The organism is Bacillus halotolerans, assembly GCF_004006435.1.
GTDB lineage: Bacteria > Bacillota > Bacilli > Bacillales > Bacillaceae > Bacillus > Bacillus halotolerans.
The window spans coordinates 3,654,572-3,672,922 of sequence record NZ_CP029364.1; the positions used below are offsets into that span (position 1 = coordinate 3,654,572).

Consider the following 18,351-nt stretch of genomic DNA (forward strand, 5'->3'; position numbering starts at 1 on the left):
AAGATGGGAAATCGGATACCAGATGAAATTGTAGACAAGGTGCAAAAGTCGGCAGATATCGTTGAAGTCATAGGTGATTATGTTCAATTAAAGAAGCAAGGCCGAAACTACTTTGGACTCTGTCCTTTTCACGGAGAAAGCACACCTTCGTTTTCCGTATCGCCAGACAAACAGATTTTTCATTGCTTCGGCTGCGGAGCGGGCGGCAATGTTTTCTCCTTTTTGAGGCAGATGGAGGGCTATTCGTTTGCTGAGTCGGTTTCCCACCTTGCGGACAAATACCACATTGATTTTCCAGATGATATAACGGTTCACACCGCAGTCCGGCCAGAATCCTCCGGAGAACAAAAAATGGCGGAGGCTCATGAGCTTCTGAAGAAATTTTACCATCATTTGTTAATAAATACAAAAGAAGGTCAAGAAGCGCTGGATTATTTGCTTGCAAGAGGGTTTACAAAAGAGCTGATTGATGAATTTCAGATCGGCTATGCTCTTGATTCTTGGGATTTCATAACAAAATTTCTCGTCAAGCGGGGCTTCAGTGAAACGCAAATGGAAAAAGCGGGTCTGCTAATCAGACGCGAAGACGGAAGCGGATATTTTGACCGTTTCAGAAACCGGATCATGTTTCCGATCCATGACCATCATGGAGCTGTGGTGGCTTTCTCAGGCCGAGCGCTTGGCAGCCAGCAGCCAAAATATATGAACAGTCCGGAAACGCCGCTTTTTCATAAAAGCAAGCTGCTTTATCATTTTCACAAGGCCCGGCTTCATATCAGAAAGCAGGAAAGAGCTGTCTTATTCGAGGGATTCGCCGATGTCATATCAGCGGTAAACTCAGGCGTAAAAGAGAGTATAGCGACGATGGGCACGTCTCTGACAGATGATCATGTAAAGATTCTGAGAAGAAACGTGGAGGAGATCATTCTTTGCTATGACTCTGATAAAGCCGGATATGAAGCCACCTTGAAAGCTGCAGAGCTTCTTCAGAAAAAAGATTGTAAAGTCAGAGTCGCAATGATCCCTGACGGATTGGACCCTGACGATTACATTAAACAGTACGGCGGAGAAAAATTCAAAAACGACATTGTCGATGCAAGCGTTACGGTAATGGCGTTTAAAATGCAATATTTCCGGAAAGGAAAGAACCTGTCCGATGAAGGCGATCGATTAGCCTACATTAAAGAAGTGCTTAAAGAAATCAGCGCGCTGTCAGGATCACTTGAACAGGAAGTCTATGTGAAACAGCTTGCTTCCGAATTTTCGATTTCCCAGGAGTCATTAACTGAGCAGCTGACTGTATTCGGCAGGCAAAACAAACCTGCTGACAGCAGCGGTGAAACGAAAACAAGAAGAGCGCATTTGACAACTAAGGCAAGGCAAAAACGGCTGCGCCCGGCGTATGAAAATGCAGAAAGGCTTTTACTGGCGCATATGCTTCGTGACAGGGGCGTCATAAAAAAAGTCATTGACCGGGTCGGGTTTGAATTTAATATTGATGAACACCGCGCTTTGGCAGCCTATCTGTACGCTTTTTATGAAGAGGGTGCCGAGCTGACGCCTCAGCATATTATGGCCAGGGTAACGGATGATCATATAAGCCAGGTACTGTCTGATATTTTAATGCTTCAGATTAATCAAGAACTCAGCGAGGCCGAGTTATCAGATTATGTGAAAAAAGTGTTGAATCACAGAAAATGGTCAATGATAAAAGAAAAAGAGGCGGAAAGAGCCGAAGCCGAAAGGCAAAAAGATTTTTTGAGAGCGGCATCTCTGGCTCAAGAAATCGTTACTTTGAACCGATCTTTAAAATAACCGGGACAACTGATGAGGAGCTTTCATTGGCAATGATTCCTTGCGGAGGAGCAAATAGATCGCTTGACCTCATCATGAATTGTCATTTCATTATTCGCACATTGTTAAAGGCAGTTCACATAGAAAACGCCTGAATGGACCGAATAAGAATCATACCGCTTTTAGAATTCGTTGCAAGCTTTGGAAGGAGGGATCCATAATGGCTGATAAACAAACCCACGAAACTGAATTAACATTCGACCAAGTGAAAGAACAATTAACCGAGTCTGGTAAAAAACGTGGCGTTTTGACATATGAAGAAATTGCTGAGCGTATGTCCAGCTTTGAGATTGAATCAGACCAAATGGATGAGTATTATGAATTTTTAGGTGAACAAGGTGTTGAATTAATTAGTGAGAATGAAGAAACAGAAGATCCTAATATTCAGCAGCTTGCCAAAGCCGAAGAAGAATTTGACCTTAATGACCTAAGTGTACCGCCTGGTGTCAAAATCAATGACCCAGTTCGTATGTATTTAAAGGAAATCGGCCGGGTTAACCTTCTTTCTGCAAAGGAAGAAATCGCCTATGCGCAAAAAATTGAAGAAGGTGATGAAGAATCCAAACGCAGATTGGCTGAAGCGAACCTGCGGCTTGTTGTCAGCATCGCCAAACGGTACGTCGGACGCGGAATGCTGTTCCTTGACCTGATCCAAGAAGGTAACATGGGTCTGATGAAAGCCGTTGAGAAATTTGATTACCGTAAGGGTTATAAATTCAGTACGTATGCTACGTGGTGGATCAGACAGGCGATTACACGCGCCATTGCCGATCAGGCGAGAACGATCCGGATCCCCGTTCATATGGTTGAAACCATTAATAAATTAATCCGCGTACAGCGTCAGCTATTGCAAGACTTAGGCAGAGAGCCAACACCTGAAGAAATTGCGGAAGACATGGATTTAACACCTGAAAAAGTACGTGAAATCTTAAAAATAGCACAAGAGCCAGTGTCTCTTGAAACACCGATCGGTGAAGAGGATGATTCCCATCTTGGTGATTTCATCGAAGATCAAGAGGCTACTTCACCTTCAGATCACGCGGCATACGAGCTATTGAAAGAGCAGCTTGAAGACGTGCTTGATACGTTAACAGATCGTGAAGAAAATGTATTGCGGCTTCGATTCGGTCTTGATGACGGACGTACAAGAACATTGGAAGAGGTCGGCAAGGTATTTGGAGTTACGAGAGAGCGTATTCGACAAATCGAAGCGAAAGCGCTGCGGAAACTAAGACATCCTAGCAGAAGTAAACGTTTGAAAGATTTTCTAGAATAAGATGGAACGGGTCTTGCAGATCCGTTCTTCTTTTTTTAAAAAGATATATGGATAATATGCCTTTATTTTACTGAAAAATGGTGTCATTTGCAAATGAACATTGTGATGAAAAATTTCAATATACCAATCCATATTTTCTATTGTAAGCGTATACAATACATTATACAATAGAATAAAAGGAATGTTAGAGAAATAGGCATGTTTTGATTCAATTTTGTATAAAGTGTGAATAAAAAACTTTTGTATGCCAATCCATTTACTTTTTGTAAAAATAAGTTAGAATTAGAAGTGTTTACATAGGGGGAAGGATCATAAAGGGGGAAGGGAAATGAAATGGAATCCGCTTATTCCATTTTTACTGATCGCTGTTTTAGGAATTGGTCTGACTTTCTTTTTATCAGTAAAGGGGCTTGATGACTCTCGTGAGATTGCGAGCGGGGGAGAAAGCAAGTCTGCTGAAAAAGATGATGCGAACGCTTCACCGGAAGACATTTACAAGGCAAATTGTATCGCGTGTCACGGGGAAAATTATGAAGGGGTTTCGGGTCCGAGTTTAAAAGGTGTAGGGGATAAGAAGGATGTCGCTGAAATCAAAACAAAGATTGAAAAAGGCGGTAATGGAATGCCTTCCGGTCTTGTTCCGGCTGATAAGCTTGATGACATGGCAGAATGGGTGTCTAAAATTAAATAAAGGATGTATCTTTCTCTTTATACGTTCTCAGGCCGCCGAGATGTTCTCGACAGCCTTTTATTTTTGTCCGTCATCCCATACTTGATGTTGTTCCTGCAAAGAAATAAACTGAAAATCATTCGCTCAGCTTGGATTCCGGGCTGATTTTTTATATGATAGAAAAGGAAAAAATGATTGAGAAAAGTTGTGATGACTAGTGAACGAATTAAAATTATCAAAACGATTACAAACAGTAGCGGAGTACATACCGGATGGAGCAGTAGTAGCGGATATTGGTTCTGACCATGCTTACCTTCCCTGTTATGCGGTGCTGAATCATAAAGCCAGCAAAGCTATTGCTGGAGAAATAACAGACGGTCCATTCTTGTCTGCCAAACGGCAGGTCGAAAAATCGGGCTTAAGCGCACACATAACGGTAAGACAAGGAGACGGCCTTGAAGTGCTTCAGAAAGGTGAGGCTGACGCCATAACAATTGCCGGGATGGGCGGGTCACTGATCGCTCATATTTTAGAAGCAGGCAAAGAAAAACTGACAGGTAAAGAACGGCTTATTTTACAGCCGAATATTCATGCCTTTCATATTAGAGAGTGGCTGTATAAAGAAGGATACGCACTTATTGATGAAGTGATTCTTGAGGAAGACGGAAAGTGCTATGAGGTACTTGTCGCCGAATCCGGAGACAGAGATGCAGCTTATGCAGGAATTTCTTTGCCGGCCGGAATGCTCGTAGGCCCATTTTTGGCAAAAGAAAAGAATGCTGTATTTTTGAAAAAATGGACACAAGAGCTTCAGCATACTCAAAACATATATGAACAGATCAGCCGTGCTGCAACATCTGAAGATAACAAACAGAAATTGAAGGAACTAACCGATCGAATGAAGCTATTAAAGGAGGTTATCGATCATGGCTAAAACGGTAAACGGACAGCAAGTCATCCAGCTGTTTGAACAATTTTCTCCGAAAACCTATGCAGTTGAGGGCGATAAAATCGGTCTGCAAATCGGCAGTTTAAATAAACCGGTTAAAAATGTGATGGTTACGCTGGATGTATTGGAAAGCGTTGTCGATGAAGCGATTGAAAAAGATGTTGATTTAATCATTGCGCACCATCCTCCTATTTTCCGGCCGCTAAAGCATATTTCAACTGATCAGCCCGGCGGAAGGCTGATTGAAAAGTGTTTAAAGCATGATATTGCTGTCTATGCGGCTCATACTAACTTAGATGTTGCTGATGGCGGCGTAAATGATCTGCTTGCTGAGGCCTTGGAGCTGAGTGAAACTGAAGTATTGGCCCCTACTTATACCGATCCTCTTAAAAAGCTGGTCGTATACGTGCCGAAAGAATATGAGGAGCAGGTCAGAGGAGCGCTGGGAAATGCGGGAGCAGGCCATATCGGTGACTACAGCCATTGTGCGTTTTCATCTGAGGGCATTGGCAGCTTTAAGCCACTGGACGGCGCACAGCCTTTTATCGGAGAGGTAGGAGAGCTTGAGCTCGTTCATGAAGTCAGACTGGAGACTGTGTTTCCTAAAAGCATAGAAAAAGCCGTTATAAACGCAATGATAAAAAGCCATCCATATGAAGAAGTGGCTTATGATGTTTATCCTGTCGAACAGTCACCAGCTGAAAAAGGGCTAGGCCGTGTCGGAACACTTAAAAATGAAATGACGCTTCAGGAATTCGCTTTGTTTGTGAAAGACAAGCTTCAAGTGAACGGCGTCAGAATGGTGGGACAGGCTGACAGCATGGTGAAGAAAGTAGCTGTTCTCGGAGGAGACGGGAACAAGTATATCCACCAGGCAAAACGAAAAGGCGCAGATGTTTACGTTACAGGTGATCTATATTTCCATGTTGCCCATGATGCGATGATGCTTGGTCTGAATGTCATTGATCCAGGCCATTACGCTGAAAAAATCATGAAAGAAGGCGTCACAAAAAAACTGACGTCAATGTGTAAGGATAAAAAAGTAGACGTCAATATCTTTATTTCTGAAACGGATACAAATCCATTTACTTTTCTATAAAAAAAACTGAGGCTGTGAGGGCCTCAGTTTTTTGCTTTCACTTTCGGAAGGATTTTTTTGAGTGGAACATTGTGTTCGATTGTCCAAGTTGATGGGTCTTCATGATCGAACTGTTCTAAAAAGCGAATCACTTCTTTGGTGATCGGTGTCGGTGTTGAAGCTCCGGCAGTAACGGCAACGGTATTTACGCCTTTAAGCCATTCCAATTTTAATTCGCTTAGATCGCCGATTCGGTACGCTTTTGTTCCGGCTATTTCCTCTGACACTTGAGCGAGCCGGTTTGAATTGTTGCTTTTCGGGTCGCCGACAACGATCGTTAAGTCCGCTTTTTTCGCCTGTTCCGATACAGCTTCCTGCCGTACCTGAGTAGCCAGGCAAATCTCTTGGTGATATTCAACGTGAGGATATTTTTCCTTCACAAGCTCCATAATATCGTGAACATCCCATTGAGACATTGTCGTTTGGTTTGTTACGATCAATTTTTCAGCTTGGGTATCGAGATTTTTGACATCTTCCGGCGTTTCAACCAAGTGAACGATATCAGGCGCAACGCCAACCGCTCCTTCCGGCTCCGGATGGCCTTTTTTGCCGATATAGATTACGTGGTATCCTTTTTCTTTCATTTCTAAGATTAAATTGTGGGTTTTCGTTACATCCGGACATGTAGCATCTATTGCGACTAATCCTTTTTCTTCGGCGATTCGTCTAACCTCGGGAGAAACGCCGTGCGCTGTGAAAATGACAGTTCCTTTGTCAACCTGCTTCAGGATGTCCAGTCGATTAGCGCCGTCCAATGTATAAATGCCATCTTCCTCAAACGCATCAGTGACGTGTTTATTATGAACAATCATCCCGAGTATATAAATGGGTCTTGGCAAGCTTTTATCCAGTGCCGCGTTTTTAGCGATTACCATAGCGTCAACAACACCATAGCAATAGCCGCGCGGCGAAATTTTAATTACGTCCATTTTCGGTTGTCCTCCAATACAGAAGTGAGTAAAGGCAATATAAAAAGCCGTAATCAAACGGCTCTAATCTTGCATTCTTCTGATCTCCATTATAGCCAAACTCACTCCAGATATCAAAGAATGTTAAATATATAATCTCGGCTTTGAACTGCCTGATGTTTTTTTCGGGGAAGGAGAGGGCGTTTCATTTTTCTTTGAGACAGATGTTTTTGATTCTTGTTCCTTCAAGTCCGGTGCTTCTGTTTTTTTTGCAGGTGATGAACTGCTTGCTTTTGATTTTTTCTTTTCGGCAGAGTCGTTGGACGCAGTTTTCTTTTCTGTTTCTGCACTTTCTTCCGATTCTGTCTTCGTTTCTTCTTCAGTGCCCTCTGTATCATCGTTTTTGCTTAATTGACTGTAAAGCTTTATCATTGCCGGCAGATTGCGGACTAAGGGTCCGTACTGCTGGATCATTGGGGTGACTTGCTGCGCCATGCCGAGCACTTTTTGCACATTGTTGAGCATACTGGATAACGATGCCGGATTGGCGAGATTTTGAATGCCTTGCAGACCTGCTCCTCCGCCTGCGGCTGCTCCGGGGGCCCCTGTGCCTCCTGCGCCGGGCAAAAATTTGGACAGCATCCCTTTTAAGCCTGTGCCCGCCCCATTTCTTGCTCCAGCGTTTGGCTGAGGAAGAAATTGCTGCCCTGATTGCTGGAAACCTTGCTGCGGCGGACCAAATGAAGGTCTTCGCATTTCAGGCGCTGTTCTTCCCATCATGCGCTGGTTTTGCATAGGGCGGGGCGGACCGGGCTGCGGATAGTTTCTCATTGGCTGCTGCTGTGAAAACATACTTGTACCTCCTTTCAGCTCTCTCTGCTATTACAATATGCATGGGTTTCGGTATTTGCTTTCCTTATCTGAATAAACAAACGCCTTCCAAACGTGGTGTTTTTAAGGTAAATCGGGTATAATGTGATGATGGACACATAATGTGCCGCTTTAAGGAGCTGGGAAAAATGAAAGAAACTAAATTTGATGTGTATGAATTGAAACCGTTTATTATAGATGCAGTACATCGCCTTGGTTTTTATGAACCGACTGATATTCAAAAAAGGCTGATTCCTGCTGTATTAAAAAAAGAAAGCGTCATCGGACAGTCTCAGACGGGAACCGGAAAGACTCACGCTTACTTACTTCCTTTGTTAAATAAAATTGATCCTGCTAAGGATGTCGTTCAGGTGGTCATCACGGCTCCGACGCGCGAGCTTGCCAACCAAATTTATCAGGAAGCGCTGAAAATCACGCAGGGTGCAGAAGGCGATTCGATCCGTTCGAAATGTTTTATCGGAGGAACAGATAAGCAGAAAGCCATTGATAAACTGAAAACGCAGCCGCATCTAGTCGTCGGAACGCCGGGACGGATTGCGGATTTAATCAAAGAACAGGCATTAAGTGTTCATAAAGCTGAGTCTCTTGTTATTGATGAAGCGGATTTAATGCTGGATATGGGGTTCCTTGCAGACGTTGATTACATTGGTTCACGCATGCCGGAGAATCTGCAGATGCTTGTGTTCTCTGCAACTATTCCGGAAAAGCTGAAACCGTTTTTGAAAAAATATATGGAAAATCCGAAATATGCCCACGTAGAGCCGAAACAGGTCACTGCTGCAAAAATTGAGCATATTCTTATTCCTTCAAAGCACCGTGATAAGGACAAGCTCCTTTTCGATATCATGTCTAATCTGAACCCATACTTAGGCATTGTGTTTGCCAATACGAAAAACACTGCCGACCATATTGCCAAATATTTGATGGGCAAAGGTATGAAAATCGGACTTCTGCACGGCGGCTTAACGCCTCGTGAGCGGAAAAAAGTCATGAAGCAGATTAATGATTTGGAATTCACTTATGTAATTGCAACTGACCTCGCCGCAAGAGGCATTGATATTAAAGGTGTCAGCCATGTCATCAACTATGAGCTGCCTGATGATCTTGATTTCTATGTTCACCGTGTGGGCAGAACAGCGCGCGCGGGTTCTTCAGGACAGGCCATGACAATTTATGAGCTTTCTGATGAGGATGCATTGGTGAAGCTTGAGAAAATGGGTATTGAGTTTGATTACCTGGAGATTGAAAAAGGCGAATGGAAAAAAGGCGATGACCGCCAGCGCCGCCAAAAGCGTAAAAAGACGCCAAACGAAGCAGATGAAATCGCCCATCGTCTCGTGAAAAAGCCGAAGAAGGTTAAGCCGGGTTATAAAAAGAAAATGAGCTACGAGATGGAGAAAATTAAGAAAAAACAGCGAAGAAATCAATCTAAAAAAAGAAAGTAGGGGAACCGGTTGTTGAGAATAGGTTCACACGTCTCTATGAGCGGAAAACATATGCTTCTGGCTGCGAGTCAGGAAGCAGTCTCTTACGGGGCGAACACGTTTATGATTTATACAGGTGCGCCGCAAAATACGCGCCGAAAAAAAATTGAAGACTTAAATATAGAAGCCGGCCGCGCTCACATGCAGGAAAACGGGATCGACGAGATTATCGTACACGCACCTTATATTATTAATATTGGCAATACGACCAATCCGGCTACTTTTGAGCTTGGTGTTGATTTTCTCCGTTCTGAAATTGAGCGGACAGCTGCTATCGGCGCGAAGCAAATCGTCCTTCACCCGGGTGCTCATGTTGGCGCGGGAGCCGAAGAAGGCATTAAAAAAATTATTGAAGGTTTAAATGAAGTCATTGATCCGAATCAAAATGTGCAGATTGCATTAGAAACAATGGCAGGCAAAGGATCTGAATGCGGCAGAAGCTTTGAAGAGCTTGCGCAAATTATTGATGGCGTTACACACAATGAGCATTTGTCTGTATGCTTTGACACATGCCATACACATGATGCCGGCTACAATATTGTCGAAGATTTTGACGGAGTGCTGAATGAGTTCGATAAAATTGTCGGTATTGACAGAATCAAAGTGCTCCATATCAATGACAGCAAAAATATCAAAGGCGCGAGAAAAGACCGTCATGAAAATATTGGCTTCGGGGAAATCGGGTTTGACGCATTGCAATATGTCGTTCATCATGAGCAGTTAAAAGACATTCCGAAAATCCTTGAAACGCCGTATGTCGGTGAAGATAAAAAGAACAAAAAACCGCCGTACCGTTTTGAAATTCAAATGCTGAAAGAAAAGCAATTTGACAACAAATTACTCGAAAAGATTTTACAGCAATAAAAAAAAGGGGGGGATTGAATTCCCCCCCTTTTTTCAGCTTGTGAACTGTTTGAAAAGTTCATGAACGGTTTGGGCTGTTTCTTTTGAAGTAATGGATTCTACTTGTTTCAGCAGCCGCGTACGTTCCTGCTCATTAAAAATATTCACATTTTTCCCGTATAACAGGTTTGCTACTTCAACTGCCTGCGGTTTTGTCAGACTGATTCCGTATTGCTTAGAGTACTTCAATAAATCTTCAGCAGTGGCTTGATTGAGCCTCTGCAAAATAATTCTTTGAAATAATATCATCGAACATTCCACCTCTCAGACATAATGTATGGGCAAATCAGTAAAATGTGTCAGCATTTCATGGTAAAATAGAGTCATAGTCTATTTAAAATAGTTATTGCAGGAAAGGAGATTTTATGACCCCAACAAAACAACACAAAAGAGAATCATTTACCCATTTTATATTCAGGGTCATCATGATTCTGATTGGAGCTGCGTCTGCGGCGGTAAGTATTGAATTATTTTTAGTCCCCAATGATTTTATTGATGGAGGCATTATCGGTGTATCACTTATTTTAGACCACCTCTTTATGTCAAACCCCTTTCTGAATTTCGCTGTATTCGTTGTCATCTTAAACATTCCTTTTATGATATTCGGATATAAATATATCGGTAAGACCTTCCTCGTTTCTACTGTTATCGGGATTGTCGGCCTTGCCTTAATCGAATCCTCGCTTCACCACGTAGAAGCCATTACGACACAGCCTATTCTGGCTACAGTATTCGGAGGTCTTTTGCTCGGCTTTGGTGTCGGGCTGGTAATTCGAAACGGTGGTTCAATGGACGGCACAGAAATTCTCGGTATCCTTCTAACGAAAAAACTGCCGTTTTCAGTTGGTGAGTTTGTGATGCTCATCAATGTATTTATCTTTATTTGGGCCGGTTTTGTGTTCGGTCCTGAGCAAGCTATGTATTCTTTCATGACTTACTACATTGCCATGAAAACCATTGATGCGGTCATCCAAGGGCTGGATGAAACAAAAGCTGTGATTATTGTCTCGGACCAGTATGATGAGATTTCTGACGCTATATTACACCGTCTCGGACGCGGAACAACGAAGCTGAAGGGAAAAGGCGGCTATACAGACGAGGAAAAAGATGTGATTTATGCAGTTGTCACAAGGCTGGAAGTGACCAAGCTCAAATCCATTGTGTTTGAAGTCGATGATAATGCATTTATTACAATTATGAATACTCATGAAACAAGAGGCGGTAAATTCAAAACCGCAATCCACTAGGCTTTCATTTACTTTTATTCATTTTATGGGTATAATTTTATCAGTAGTAAAGAAAATGGCTTGCTGGTCAGACAGCTGCCATTTTCTTTTTGATATATAAGATACGTTCGTTCTTAAGCAAAGCGAAAAGGGGGGCCCTTCATGAACGTACAAGAAGCGCTGAACTTACTGAAAGAAAACGGATATAAATATACAAGCAAACGGGAAGATATGCTTCAGCTTTTTGCTGATTCGGACAGGTATCTGACCGCTAAAAATGTACTGTCTGCACTAAATGATGATTATCCCGGTTTAAGCTTTGATACAATTTACAGAAACCTTTCTTTATATGAAGAGCTAGGTATTTTGGAAACGACTGAGCTCTCCGGTGAAAAGCTGTTCCGATTTAAATGCTCATTTACTCATCATCACCATCACTTTATTTGCCTGGCTTGCGGCAAAACAAAGGAAATTGAGTCTTGTCCGATGGATAAGCTCTATGATGACCTAGATGGCTATCAAATCAGCGGGCATAAATTTGAGATTTACGGGACATGTCCAAGCTGTGAACAGGAAAAGCAAGATCAACCTTCTGCGTAAGAGTTAAGGATAGAGAAAAAGGAGCCTGATCAGGCTCCTTTTTTAATTTTTCACACGTATGAAATAATGTTTATTTTCATTTATCCATTGAACCGCTTCGAGCCAGTTGTTAACTCTAATGATATTTGAATCGATCGGAAGCTGGTTATAAGGCGAATTGAATAAAATCACCGGTATACCGGCTTCTTTTGCAATCATCCTTGCGTTTCCGTGATGATCCTCAAAAAACAAGTCGATGTCATGTTTTTTGACCGCTTCGACTTTATGATGCCCGCCCACGAGCTCTATGTGGTCATAATGGATGTTTTGTCTGTCAAACCATTCGAACGTAACATCGCTTAAATGAGTCCTTCTCGCCGTAATATAAATCAGCCGGTGCTCCTCTTTGAGGAGGTCAAGGGACTGTTTTGCATGCTGCGCAAGAAGTGCTTCTTTATATATGATTGCTTCATTTTGATTCATCCAATCCCAAAATTCTTCCTGTGTAATATGTAACAGTTTTGTTAAATCATAATCCGTCATATCGTTTAATGAAATGGAAAGATTAAACGAGCGGTTTAAATAAGGGACGAATGTATCCTGAGCCGTGATTGTGCCGTCAATATCTATTCCTAACCGTAACATGCCCACACTCCTTCAGTTTCATCCTTTCAAGTGTAACATAAACAATTAACATTACCAGAAAAGTTTAGCAAACATGAATCAGCAAAAATGGATCAAACTATAAAAGCTCCTTTAATAAAACAGAAGGGGGAATTGAAGGTGGCAAACGATTACGAAAAACGTGATAACAACAGTTACTATGTAGATCATGGTTCTGAAGGAACAAATATTACCCGCGACAATGATGGTTTTTTTGAGGAAACGGCTGCTGAAATTGCAGAGCCTTTCCGTGCTTCTGACCGCAGCGGTGACCAAGAGAATGACCGCAGCGGCGGAAATGTCAATGAAGGACGGGGGATAGGGTATATCGCTTTAGCCTTGTCCATTATTTCATTGTTTGTTCTTCCTGTTTTGTTGGGAGCTGCCGGTATTATTGTCGGCTATATCGCAAGAAGAAGAGGAGCCCAAAGCCTGGGTGCATGGGCTATGGGGATTGGTGTTGTTTCATTAGTGCTTGGAATATTTATTATTCCATTTTTCTAATACAAAAAAGCTTGACGGGTTTCCGTCAAGCTTTTTGTGTTTCTTCATCTAATTTCGCTTTTTCAGCCTCAAGTTTTGCGTAGTGCTCTTCAGCAAGTATGTCGATTTCTTTTTTCAGTTCTTCAACCATTGTTTCTTCTGGAACCTTACGGACAATTTTACCTTTTCGGAACAGAAGGCCTTCACCGCGTGCTCCAGCGATGCCGATATCAGCTTCTCTTGCTTCACCCGGGCCGTTTACCGCACATCCGAGAACGGCGACTTTAATCGGCGCTTTCACTTTAGAAATATATTCTTCCACTTCGTTGGCGATACTGATCAAATCAATCTCGATACGGCCGCAAGTCGGGCATGAGATGAGGGTTGCAGCATTAGAGGCCAAACCAAAGGATTTCAATAGCTCTCTCGCTACTTTAACCTCTTCAACCGGGTCTGCGCTTAATGAGATACGCAGGGTGTTACCGATGCCCTTGCTTAAAATCGCGCCAAGTCCTGCTGCGCTTTTTACTGTACCGGCAAACAGCGTTCCTGACTCGGTGATTCCGAGGTGAAGCGGGTAATCAAATGCTTTTGACGCTTTTTCGTAAGCCTCGATGGCAAGGTTTACGTCAGAAGCCTTCATGCTGACGATAATATCGTGAAAATCTAGATCTTCAAGAATCTTAATGTGATGAAGAGCGCTTTCTACCATGCCGTCTGCTGTCGGATATCCGTATTTTTCTAAAATCCGTTTTTCCAATGAACCTGCGTTTACACCAATTCGGATTGGAATCCCTTTTTCTTTTGCCGCTTTAACGACCGCTTCGACTTTTTCACGGCGGCCGATGTTGCCTGGGTTGATTCGTATTTTATCTGCGCCGCCTTCAATGGCTTTTAACGCAAGCTTATAATCAAAATGAATGTCAACGACGAGCGGAATGGAGATGCGTTTCTTAATATCCGCAATGGCGTTTGCCGCCCGTTCATCCGGACAAGCCACCCGCACGATTTGGCATCCGGCTTCAGCCAGCCGGTTAATTTCCGCAACCGTTGCTTCTACATCATGTGTTTTGGTTGTTGTCATGCTTTGGATAACGACTTCATTGTTACCGCCTATTGTTAAAGGTCCCACTTTAACGGGACGCGTTTTTGTACGATGGGTGATTTCACTCACTTGTCAATCGCTCCTTAATTGTAGTTGCCGCTTCTAGATAGAATAAACCTAGTATGGTGTATGTCAATGTATTTTACAAATTATATTGTAACAGTGTATTCGCCGAACTGACAAGAAATTAACGTTAATTATGGGTAGACCGGGAATTTGTATGCTGTTCCTGCTTGAATCGTATTGGCTTTTACACTTGGATTAAGCGTTTCAAAATCCTTTACAATATCGTCAGGGGAACTTGCAGACCCGACAATTGACATGACCGTGTCACCCGGTTTTACCGTCACCGTTTTATACGCTGTTTCCTGTACAGCTGTTTTTGCCGATGCTTTATAGACAGGGAGGTTCTGAATGGGGATCGTTCCAATTTTAAGATCATAAAAAATAATAAAAAGGATAAAGAGAATGCTGAATACAAAAGTGAGACGTTTCATTGATTTTGCCTCCCGCATACAAAATTTTTATAACATTGTATGCTTGTCCGTGTTGATTCATGACAAAAGAAAAGAGACTGCGAAGGCAGTCTCTGAATTAAGCAACAGCTTTTTTGGACGGGAGCTCTTTTAATACGAGAAACAGGATGACAAAGTTAACAAACCAGTTGACTAAAAATTCACTTGGCACCGTTGTTTCTAACGCACGCATAATCGTAAAAAATATTGTTGAAAGGGTAATGGAGTAAGCAGAAAGCTTCCATAGCTGCTGGTAGGACAGCTGCTTTTGCTGAGCGTTCTTTATGATTAGCCCGATAAGCGCCAAGAATGATACCTCAATAAATTTTCCCGCCGCTGTCACGAGGAAAATGAGTACTGAGAGAACAGTCACGATCATTGTTTTATTTTGGTTTAACCCTGTAGTGACATCTTTTTTGGTTAAATCTGACGGCATCATTGAGTAAGCCATCTCTTGGGCCTGTCCGTCAATGGCCAAAACAAACTTATCCTGAAGTATACCTATTGCGTTTTGCTTTGCTTCGACTTGTTCCGTGCCATATGCATCCGTCGGATCAAACACAATGACAAAGCCGTTTGCCTTTGATTCTGTGGCTTTTTTTTCATCCATCTGAAGTTTGCCGTTTGAAATTGTGAAATCAGGGAAATCTTTGTTTAAAACGGATTTAAAGCCGTTCATAGATTGGACGGTCCCTGAGCTTACATAATAAGCAGTGGGGATCGCAAAAAGGACAGAAAGCAAAAATACATAAAGAATCGCTTTTCCGATTCCTTGAAATCTTGTTTTTGCAATATCCCGTGGAGAGTATGTACTTTTGATGAAAAGCTGAAATACATTCACTGTCTTCACTTCCTAGCTATACAATATATGTTGCTTATTGTATCGTTGCCTGCGTATGAATACAAGGAAGACCTGCATTGGCAGAAGTGTAAGATCAGAGAAGTAAGCATTATGAGGAGGATGGATTCTATGGATATTTTGTATTGGCTGTTGATCGCTGCACTATTTATCATCGCTTTTATCGGGCTTGTGTATCCTGTTATTCCAAGTGTTGTATTTATCGTTGCCGGTTTTGTATTATACGGATTTTTGTTTTCTTTCAGTCCGTATTCCTATATGTTCTGGCTGGTTGAAGCTGTATTCGCCGCAGTATTATTCGCCGCAGATTACGTTTCCAACCTGCTTGGTGTAAAGAGGTTCGGCGGAAGCAAAGCTGCTATTTGGGGGAGTACGATCGGGTTGTTGATCGGTCCCTTTGTGATCCCGGTTGCGGGGATTATTTTAGGGCCGTTTATCGGAGCTGTTTGCGCAGAGCTTATCGTACATCAAAAAGATGTAAAATCAGCGTTTAAAATTGGGCTAGGCTCATTGATCGGCTTTTTAACGGGGGTCATTGCAAAGGGAATTATTCAGCTTTTAATGATCGGATATTTTTTATGGACTGTCCTGTAAGAATTGCTGTCAGGAGGTTTAAGGGGGCAATCTAACGGTTAAAGTGAAATATGTCTGCTGAAATAGCCAAATTGTGAGCTTTTTCATTGATTACACGGCGTTCTTTTGTTACATTGAATGAAGAAAGGCTCGCTGTGAAGCGGCATTTCAGTACATATATACTAAGGAGGAATTATCATGGCTTACGAACTTCCAGAATTACCTTATGCGTACGATGCTTTAGAACCGCATATCGACAAGGAAACTATGAATATTCACCATACGAAGCACCATAACACATACGTTACAAATTTAAACAAAGCGGTTGAAGGAAACACTGCTCTTGCAAACAAATCAGTTGAAGAGCTTGTTGCAGATCTAGATTCTGTTCCTGAAAACATCCGCACAGCAGTCCGCAACAATGGCGGCGGACACGCGAACCACAAATTATTCTGGACACTTTTATCTCCAAACGGCGGTGGCGAGCCAACTGGCGAGCTTGCTGAAGAGATCAACAGTGTATTTGGAAGCTTGGACAAATTCAAAGAACAATTCGCTGCAGCAGCAGCTGGACGTTTCGGTTCAGGCTGGGCATGGCTTGTTGTAAACAACGGCAAACTTGAAATCACAAGCACGCCAAACCAAGATTCTCCGCTTTCTGAAGGCAAAACGCCTATCCTAGGTCTTGATGTTTGGGAGCATGCTTACTACCTTAACTATCAAAACCGCCGTCCTGATTACATTTCAGCTTTCTGGAATGTGGTAAACTGGGACGAAGTTGCTCGTCTTTACAGCGCAGCAAAATAATAACGCAAAACAAGGCCCTCATAAAAGGGCCTTGTTTTTTTATGTCTTCTCTTTACATATCTCGGTTTCAGTGAGACAGACTAAGGGGTAGTAAAGGGGAGTCAGTAATGAGCAAACTAAAAAAGGTAATTGGAGATGTAAATGTAAATAAAGGATTACTTCTTCTGCTGACCGTTGGCGGTCTTTACTCGTTAGGAATTGCGCTTTCCAATACATTTGTGAATGTGTATCTCTGGAAGCAGTCAGGAAAATTTATTGATTTGGCGATATACAACTTATCGATTGTGACGATGCAGCCGATAACATTTTATTTAGCTGGCCGTTTAGCCAAAAAAATAGACCGGGTTTTCATTCTTAGATTTGGAGTGATTTTTTTAGCAGCATTTTATTTAAGTGTGCTGCTGGCTGGAGAAACTGCAGCATCACGTCTTGTTCTCATCGGAGCGGTGCTCGGAGTAGGCTATGGATTTTACTGGCTCGCGTTTAATGTGCTCACCTTTGAAATAACAGAGCCTGATACGCGGGATTTTTTCAACGGCTTTATGGGCATCCTGTCCTCATCCGCAGGAATGATTGGTCCGATTGTTGCAGGATTTGTCATCTCAAGGCTTGAAAATAATACGGGTTACACTGTCATTTTCAGTCTCTCCCTCAGTTTATTTGCACTGGCTGTCGTGATGAGCTTCTTCCTAAAACGGAGAGAATCAAAGGGCCAATTTATGCTGAGTAAGGTATTTGGAGAACGCCACACTAATATGAACTGGCGGCGAATTACAAATGCGCATTTTTTTCAGGGCTTGAGAGAAGGGATTTTCGTCTTTTTAATCAGTGTTTTTGTGTTTATTGAGACAAACAGCGAACTGGCCCTCGGAACCTTTGGTCTCGTCAACTCCGCTGTTTCCTTTTTTGCCTATTATTTTGCATCAAGGCTGATTAAGAAAAAGGCCCGTAAAAAATCAATTTTGCTGGGCGGCCTTATTTTGTATGGTGCGCTGTTTTTGATACTCTTTCATATGAGCTTTACGACATTATTGACGTACGGCGTGTTTATTGCGATCGGCTATCCTCTTTTGCTCGTGCCTTATGTATCGCTTACATATGATGTCATAGGACGGGCCAGACATGCCAGAAAAGCGAGAATTGAATATATCGTGCTGAGAGAAATGTTTTTAAACGCCGGCAGAATTGTTTCGATTTTATGCTTTCTCCTTATCGTGGCCCTTTTTAAAGAAGATATGGGTATACCGTTGTCGCTTGCCATCTTGGGCATCGGGCATCCGCTCATTTATTACTTTGTCAAGGATATTCGTTTTAAAGAGAAAGAAGAGGAAAATGAAACTATGGAAGAAGACGGCCACAAACGGGTGACTGAACCGAACCTTTTAAAAGGCGAAAGATAATTTTTTGGCAATAAGGGGTTATCTGTAGAAAAAAGTCGAAAAAACCTTTAAAATGAAAAATGGCACTC

At 42.4% G+C, this 18,351-nt stretch carries 20 protein-coding genes; 13 read left to right on the forward strand and 7 right to left on the reverse strand.

The genetic code is table 11. From position 1 onward, the window contains the following. The first annotated feature begins 3 nt into the window (after positions 1 to 3). The 5 genes from dnaG to DIC78_RS18835 all read left to right on the forward strand — a co-directional run bounded on the left by dnaG (position 4) and on the right by DIC78_RS18835 (position 5,848). On the forward strand, positions 4 to 1,815 hold the full coding sequence (gene dnaG, locus DIC78_RS18815; protein WP_127696760.1) for a DNA primase: 1,812 nt from the start codon (positions 4 to 6) through the stop codon (positions 1,813 to 1,815). Positions 1,816 to 2,014: 199 nt separating this feature from the next. Beyond that, entirely contained in the window at positions 2,015 to 3,130 is a 1,116-nt protein-coding gene (rpoD, locus tag DIC78_RS18820; RefSeq protein WP_003226225.1) for an RNA polymerase sigma factor RpoD, read from the forward strand. A gap of 328 nt (positions 3,131 to 3,458) precedes the next feature. Further along, positions 3,459 to 3,821 carry a cytochrome c550 gene (cccA, locus tag DIC78_RS18825; RefSeq protein ID WP_003237051.1) on the forward strand — a complete coding sequence of 121 codons (363 nt, stop codon included), beginning with the start codon at positions 3,459 to 3,461 and terminating at the stop codon, positions 3,819 to 3,821. Positions 3,822 to 4,065: 244 nt separating this feature from the next. Further along, on the forward strand, positions 4,066 to 4,734 hold the full coding sequence (gene trmK, locus DIC78_RS18830; protein WP_240671150.1) for a tRNA (adenine(22)-N(1))-methyltransferase TrmK: 669 nt from the start codon (positions 4,066 to 4,068) through the stop codon (positions 4,732 to 4,734). Further along, positions 4,727 to 5,848 carry a Nif3-like dinuclear metal center hexameric protein gene (locus tag DIC78_RS18835; protein ID WP_127696761.1) on the forward strand — a complete coding sequence of 374 codons (1,122 nt, stop codon included), beginning with the start codon at positions 4,727 to 4,729 and terminating at the stop codon, positions 5,846 to 5,848. The genes trmK and DIC78_RS18835 overlap by 8 nt, the downstream gene beginning before the upstream one ends. Positions 5,849 to 5,871: 23 nt before the next feature. Here the strand turns inward: DIC78_RS18835 and DIC78_RS18840 are convergent, their stop codons facing one another. Continuing rightward, positions 5,872 to 6,816 (reverse strand): 4-hydroxy-3-methylbut-2-enyl diphosphate reductase, encoded by a 945-nt coding sequence (locus DIC78_RS18840; protein ID WP_024122079.1) that lies wholly within the window; start codon positions 6,814 to 6,816, stop codon positions 5,872 to 5,874. Between the two features lie 123 nt (positions 6,817 to 6,939). Then, entirely contained in the window at positions 6,940 to 7,647 is a 708-nt protein-coding gene (gene vrrA, locus DIC78_RS18845; protein ID WP_103672281.1) for a VrrA/YqfQ family protein, read from the reverse strand. A 167-nt stretch (positions 7,648 to 7,814) separates the two neighbouring features. On the opposite strand from vrrA, the gene cshB reads away from it, so the two are divergent. Next, positions 7,815 to 9,131, forward strand: a complete 1,317-nt coding sequence (cshB, locus tag DIC78_RS18850) for a DEAD-box ATP-dependent RNA helicase CshB (protein ID WP_024122078.1) — start codon at positions 7,815 to 7,817, stop codon at positions 9,129 to 9,131. Between the two features lie 9 nt (positions 9,132 to 9,140). After that, positions 9,141 to 10,034 (forward strand): deoxyribonuclease IV, encoded by an 894-nt coding sequence (locus DIC78_RS18855; protein WP_127696762.1) that lies wholly within the window; start codon positions 9,141 to 9,143, stop codon positions 10,032 to 10,034. Positions 10,035 to 10,067: 33 nt separating this feature from the next. On the opposite strand, the gene DIC78_RS18860 is transcribed toward DIC78_RS18855, so the two are convergent. Continuing rightward, entirely contained in the window at positions 10,068 to 10,322 is a 255-nt protein-coding gene (locus DIC78_RS18860) for a DUF2624 domain-containing protein (protein ID WP_059352365.1), read from the reverse strand. Between the two features lie 116 nt (positions 10,323 to 10,438). Between DIC78_RS18860 and DIC78_RS18865 the strand changes: the two genes are divergently transcribed. Together DIC78_RS18865 and zur are read left to right on the forward strand one after the other, a co-directional pair. After that, positions 10,439 to 11,320 carry a YitT family protein gene (locus DIC78_RS18865; protein ID WP_010334965.1) on the forward strand — a complete coding sequence of 294 codons (882 nt, stop codon included), beginning with the start codon at positions 10,439 to 10,441 and terminating at the stop codon, positions 11,318 to 11,320. Positions 11,321 to 11,461: 141 nt separating this feature from the next. Next, a complete protein-coding gene (gene zur / locus DIC78_RS18870) occupies positions 11,462 to 11,899 on the forward strand; it encodes a zinc uptake transcriptional repressor Zur (RefSeq protein ID WP_010334964.1) in 438 nt (145 codons plus the stop codon). 42 nt (positions 11,900 to 11,941) lie between these two features. Here the strand turns inward: zur and DIC78_RS18875 are convergent, their stop codons facing one another. Next, positions 11,942 to 12,523 carry a hypothetical protein gene (locus tag DIC78_RS18875; RefSeq protein WP_106022112.1) on the reverse strand — a complete coding sequence of 194 codons (582 nt, stop codon included), beginning with the start codon at positions 12,521 to 12,523 and terminating at the stop codon, positions 11,942 to 11,944. A 132-nt stretch (positions 12,524 to 12,655) separates the two neighbouring features. On the opposite strand from DIC78_RS18875, the gene DIC78_RS18880 reads away from it, so the two are divergent. Continuing rightward, positions 12,656 to 13,045 (forward strand): DUF308 domain-containing protein, encoded by a 390-nt coding sequence (locus DIC78_RS18880; RefSeq protein ID WP_082687864.1) that lies wholly within the window; start codon positions 12,656 to 12,658, stop codon positions 13,043 to 13,045. Positions 13,046 to 13,070: 25 nt separating this feature from the next. Here DIC78_RS18880 and ispG read toward each other — a convergent pair whose 3' ends face one another. The 3 genes from ispG to DIC78_RS18895 all read right to left on the reverse strand — a co-directional run bounded on the left by ispG (position 13,071) and on the right by DIC78_RS18895 (position 15,485). Beyond that, entirely contained in the window at positions 13,071 to 14,189 is a 1,119-nt protein-coding gene (gene ispG / locus DIC78_RS18885) for a flavodoxin-dependent (E)-4-hydroxy-3-methylbut-2-enyl-diphosphate synthase (protein ID WP_173400513.1), read from the reverse strand. Between the two features lie 137 nt (positions 14,190 to 14,326). Next, positions 14,327 to 14,626, reverse strand: coding sequence for a LysM peptidoglycan-binding domain-containing protein (locus DIC78_RS18890; RefSeq protein WP_095713288.1), 300 nt, complete (start codon positions 14,624 to 14,626; stop codon positions 14,327 to 14,329). Positions 14,627 to 14,723: 97 nt separating this feature from the next. After that, complete coding sequence (locus DIC78_RS18895) at positions 14,724 to 15,485, reverse strand: DUF1189 domain-containing protein (RefSeq protein ID WP_127696763.1); 762 nt, start codon at positions 15,483 to 15,485, stop codon at positions 14,724 to 14,726. Between the two features lie 129 nt (positions 15,486 to 15,614). Here DIC78_RS18895 and DIC78_RS18900 point away from each other — a divergent pair, with 129 nt between their 5' ends. The 3 genes from DIC78_RS18900 to DIC78_RS18910 all read left to right on the forward strand — a co-directional run bounded on the left by DIC78_RS18900 (position 15,615) and on the right by DIC78_RS18910 (position 18,283). Next, positions 15,615 to 16,097 (forward strand): DUF456 domain-containing protein, encoded by a 483-nt coding sequence (locus DIC78_RS18900; protein WP_010334953.1) that lies wholly within the window; start codon positions 15,615 to 15,617, stop codon positions 16,095 to 16,097. 177 nt (positions 16,098 to 16,274) lie between these two features. Next, complete coding sequence (gene sodA / locus DIC78_RS18905; protein ID WP_024122071.1) at positions 16,275 to 16,883, forward strand: superoxide dismutase SodA; 609 nt, start codon at positions 16,275 to 16,277, stop codon at positions 16,881 to 16,883. 107 nt (positions 16,884 to 16,990) lie between these two features. Beyond that, entirely contained in the window at positions 16,991 to 18,283 is a 1,293-nt protein-coding gene (locus tag DIC78_RS18910; RefSeq protein ID WP_024122070.1) for an MFS transporter, read from the forward strand. The last annotated feature ends 68 nt before the right edge of the window (positions 18,284 to 18,351 follow it).